Below are 4,074 nucleotides of genomic sequence, written 5' to 3'. Positions count from 1 at the left end.
TGACTAGTCGCCAGCGTCGTAGAGCGTCTGCGCGAGCGACAGCACTGCTGTCTTATAGAGCTGGGGTTTGACGTTCTCGGGGTCGAACAGCGCCAACGCGGACAGACCCAGATCGAGAGCCGTCAGGATGCGGAACTGGTCGGAAGGAGGGATGCGTGCGAATCTGCTGTCGGTCGGGATCGGGGACGCACCTGCCGGGATGTCATCTGCTGGGGAGATGAACTCGAGGAACCTTGCCGTGAGGTGCTCGTCCCGCAGCGCGTAGGGGATGAAGTCGAACAGCAGCCGCGCGTAGCTGGAGCGGTCGCCGCTCTTGGCGGTGAGTATCCAGATGTCGCACCAGGCTTCGAGCCGCTCATAGTCGTTGGTGGCAAGATCGAGGATCGCATGGAAGTCCTGCGCTTCCGGCGAGAGCGTCTGCCGGTAGCGGATCACCTCCAGGATCAGCTCGCCCTTGTTGCGGAAGTTGGAGTAGACCGCACCCTTGGTCAGCCCGGCCTCCAGCGCCACGTCATCGAGGGAGGCGCCCGCGACGCCGCGTGTGGCGAAGATGCGCTCGCCCGCCTCAAGCAACAGCACCCTGTTGTGCTGCTGTTGCTGATCGCGGGTCATCCGTGCCATGAACTCCATTGTAAACAGGCCGATCAGGCACCCTTGAGCCCCGCCGAGCATTGACCCAGATTTTCAGATACTGCTAGTATCTGAGCATGACGAGTGTGACACCACGCGCAGACACGCTCTCGCTGGATCAGGTCACCAAGACCTACAAGCGATGGGGAGCTGCGGCGAATCAAGCCATCAGCCTGTCCTTCCGGCCGGGTGAGCTGGTCGCGCTCATCGGGCACAACGGGGCGGGCAAGACCACGCTCCTGAGTCAGATCATCGGGACAGTGAAACCCACCTCCGGGGACATCCGATACGGCGCTTCCTCCCTTGTCGCCGCGCCGGACCTCGCGCGCCGGATCGCGTCGATGATGCCGCAGATGTACGCGCCGCTGACGGGAGTGACGCCGCTGCAGGCGATCACGTCGATCGCCCGGCTGCGGGGCCTTTCCGCAGCGGACGCGAAGCGGGCTGCGCTCGACCTGATCGATTCACTCGACATCGGTGAGTGGAAGGACATCGGTGGTGAGAAGCTCTCCGGTGGGCTGCGTCGGCTGACGTCCTACGCGACGGCCGTGGTCGCGCCCCCGCCCGTACTGTTGGTCGATGAGCCCACCAACGACGTCGACCCGATCCGCCGTCCGCTCATCTGGCGGCATCTGCGCCGGCTCGCCGATGACGGCCACACGGTCGTGGTCGTCACCCACAACCTCCTCGAAGTCCAGCGTGCCGCCGACCGGTACGTGCTTATGCAGAACGGCGCCGTTCTCGTCGACAGCACACCGAGACAATTGGCCCGACAGGCACGCACCGCCACCCTCACCGTGGCTGTACGTCCAGGCGCGGAGATCCCTTCGACACCGCCAGCCGCAGTGCATGCGGTCGACGAAGACGGACAGCTCACGCTCGACTTGGAGCCCGCGCAGATTCCGGCCGCGATCGAGTGGGTGCTCCATCTGGTCACGACAGGTGCAGCGGACAGCTACTCGCTCGCCCCGGCATCGCTGGAGACCCTCTACGAAGGGATCACCAATGGCCGTTGACGTTCTCACGACACCTACGCTCGCGGTGCCTCGCAGACGCGCCTGGACGGTCAGCTGGTGGGGCCTTGTCCGGTGGAGCCTGACACGGCACAAGTACCTGCTGCCGGCGTTCACCGCCGTGCAGGCTCTGTTCGCCGTCGCAATCGTCTACGGCCTCGCGCTGATGATCCCGGATGTCGACCAGGACGCAGCCCGCTACCTCTCCTCTGGCGCGTGGACGCTCGGGATCATCGCCGTGGGCTGCGTGCTCGCCCCGCAGATCATGAGCACCTCGAAACAGGAAGGACTGCTCGACTTCCAGAAGACCCTCCCGGTGCCGCGCTCGGCGATCCTCCTCGCCGACGCCGTCGTCTGGAGCCTTGCAGCGCTGCCCGGGATCGCGGTCGGGATGCTCGCTGCGTTCCTGCGCTTCGGCCTCGACATCCACGTCGACCTGTTCACCGTCGCTGCGATCCTCGGCGCACAGTTCACCGCGGTCAGCATCGGATACGCCATCGCTCTCTGGCTGCCCATCAGCGCAACGTCCCTCGCGACCCAGGTCATCATGATCGGCGGTCTGCTGTTCTCACCGATCACGTTCCCTGCCGAACGCCTCCCCCAGTGGGCCGTCACACTTCACCAGTTCCTCCCGTTCACGCCGCTGGGCGACATCATCCGCGAAGCAACCTTCCGGACCGGCGAAAGCCAGGTGTTGAACGTCATCGTCGTTGTCGTATGGGCAGGGGCGACATATCTGGCTGCGTATCTTGCGCTGCGCAAGAGGAAGTAGCGATGGTGACAGTGCAACCGACCCTCCATATCAGCCGGCTCACCAAGACCATCGCTAGCCGGGAGATCCTCACGTCCTGCGACCTCGCGGTCGCGCCGGGTGAGATCTGCGCGATCATCGGACCTAACGGCGCCGGGAAGACGACCCTGCTCAAGACTATCGTCGGCCTGACCTTCCCCACCTCGGGAACCATCACGATCCTTGGGCACACGCTCTCGGACACCACTCGCGACGGACTGCTCTCACGGATCGGTGCGACCATCGAAGCGCCCGAGTTCCACCCCGCCGCCACCACTCGCACCGCCCTCGGGCTACACTTCGACCTTCTCGGGATCACTTCTCCCACACCCGTGGACGAGCTTCTCGACAGCGTCGGTCTCGCCGGCGCCGCCGATGCGCCCGTCGCCTCGTTCTCCCTGGGCATGAAGCAACGCCTCGCCCTGGCGCGCGCCATCGGGCACCGCCCCGAGCTTGTCGTGCTCGACGAACCGGCCAATGGCCTGGACCCGACGGGCGTCGCCGACCTTCGCGAACTGCTGGCTTCTCTCGCGCAGCAGGGCACCACCATCGTGATCGCCAGCCACATCCTCACCGAGCTCGAACACATCGCCCACACCGTCGCCGTCCTCACCGCCGGTCGGCTCGGCCAGAAGCAGGACATCCGAACCGTCCTGGACGGCACCGACGGCGGGCTTGAAGCTTTCTACCGAGACAGCGTGACGGGAGAGTCTCGATGATGACGCGATTCCTGCGAATCGAACTAAACCGATACCGCCACACCGCGCTGCTTGTCGCCTTGACGGCCGCGGGATCGCTCCTGGCTGCGCTCTACTTCTTCGCCGTGGTCGGGCGATTCGACGACAGCCCCGACAGCGCCATACTCCGCAGCTACGGTGCTGTCGTCCCGCTCGCGCTGACCGTCGCGCTGTGTGTGCTCGTCGTCTACGGAGCCGTCATCTACGCCCGTCACATCGTCGCCGACTACATCGGGAACCGCCGGATCGCCCTTTACAGCTACCCCGGCGGACGCGACCCGCTCTTCCAAGCCAAGAACACCGCCTACGCCCTCGTCATCGGCACGGCGAGCCTTGTCGGATACGACGCCGCCGTCAGCGTGTTCCTCCTCACCGAGTCCTTCACACCCATCGTCGATGACGTCCACAATGGCGCGCTGTGGCTGACCGCGCTGCTCTCGACGAGCTGCGTCGTACTCCTCACTGTCAGCATCACCGCCATCGCAGGCGCGATCGGAATCTGGCGGCGCTCCACGATCGCTACCATCGTCGCCGCGATCATCCTCATCGCACTCCTCGGCAACGCCGTCGCCGTCTCCCTCAATGGCACCTCCTGGCTCACCTGGCTCGTCACCGGCGCAAGCCTCGCGATCGCCGTCGTCATGCTCGGCATCCAGACACGCAGAATCCGCGTCGACGAAGTCCTCTGAGGTGCTGCTGGATTCATCTGTCGGCTTCGGTGAAGAGCGATAGCGGTCGCCGCTATACCCGAATCGGAGATGTTGCTCCGATTCCATCGGGGCAACGGCGCGGACAGAGCAGAGCCCGGCTGGATCAGGTCGCCTCGCGGTTCGAACATGACCGCAGAAGGATCTGGTGCCATCTCGTCAGCATGCCCCGGGCATAGTGGCGCCGAGTGCCCCGA

General features: G+C 65.2%; 5 protein-coding genes. 4 read left to right on the top strand and 1 reads right to left on the bottom strand.

The genetic code is table 11. From position 1 onward, the window contains the following. Positions 1-3: 3 nt before the first annotated feature. Positions 4-621: a TetR family transcriptional regulator gene (locus AAFP05_RS05420; protein WP_341728834.1), complete on the bottom strand. Its 618-nt coding sequence runs from the start codon at positions 619-621 to the stop codon at positions 4-6. An 86-nt stretch (positions 622-707) separates the two neighbouring features. Here AAFP05_RS05420 and AAFP05_RS05415 point away from each other — a divergent pair, with 86 nt between their 5' ends. From AAFP05_RS05415 to AAFP05_RS05400, 4 genes are read left to right on the top strand one after another with little or no spacing between them, the layout of a single operon-like run. Beyond that, entirely contained in the window at positions 708-1,646 is a 939-nt protein-coding gene (locus tag AAFP05_RS05415; protein ID WP_341728833.1) for an ABC transporter ATP-binding protein, read from the top strand. After that, entirely contained in the window at positions 1,636-2,415 is a 780-nt protein-coding gene (locus AAFP05_RS05410) for an ABC transporter permease (RefSeq protein ID WP_341728832.1), read from the top strand. Before AAFP05_RS05415 ends, AAFP05_RS05410 begins: the two co-directional genes overlap by 11 nt. Before the next feature lie 2 nt (positions 2,416-2,417). After that, positions 2,418-3,152 (top strand): ATP-binding cassette domain-containing protein, encoded by a 735-nt coding sequence (locus AAFP05_RS05405; RefSeq protein ID WP_341728831.1) that lies wholly within the window; start codon positions 2,418-2,420, stop codon positions 3,150-3,152. Next, positions 3,149-3,859 (top strand): hypothetical protein, encoded by a 711-nt coding sequence (locus tag AAFP05_RS05400; RefSeq protein ID WP_341728830.1) that lies wholly within the window; start codon positions 3,149-3,151, stop codon positions 3,857-3,859. Before AAFP05_RS05405 ends, AAFP05_RS05400 begins: the two co-directional genes overlap by 4 nt. Positions 3,860-4,074: the final 215 nt, after the last annotated feature.

The organism is Brooklawnia sp., from assembly GCF_032229645.1.
Taxonomy (GTDB): Bacteria; Actinomycetota; Actinomycetes; order Propionibacteriales; family Propionibacteriaceae; genus Brooklawnia.
The sequence above is the reverse complement of the archived record's forward strand: the minus strand, read 5'-3'. Positions and strand labels throughout refer to the sequence as shown.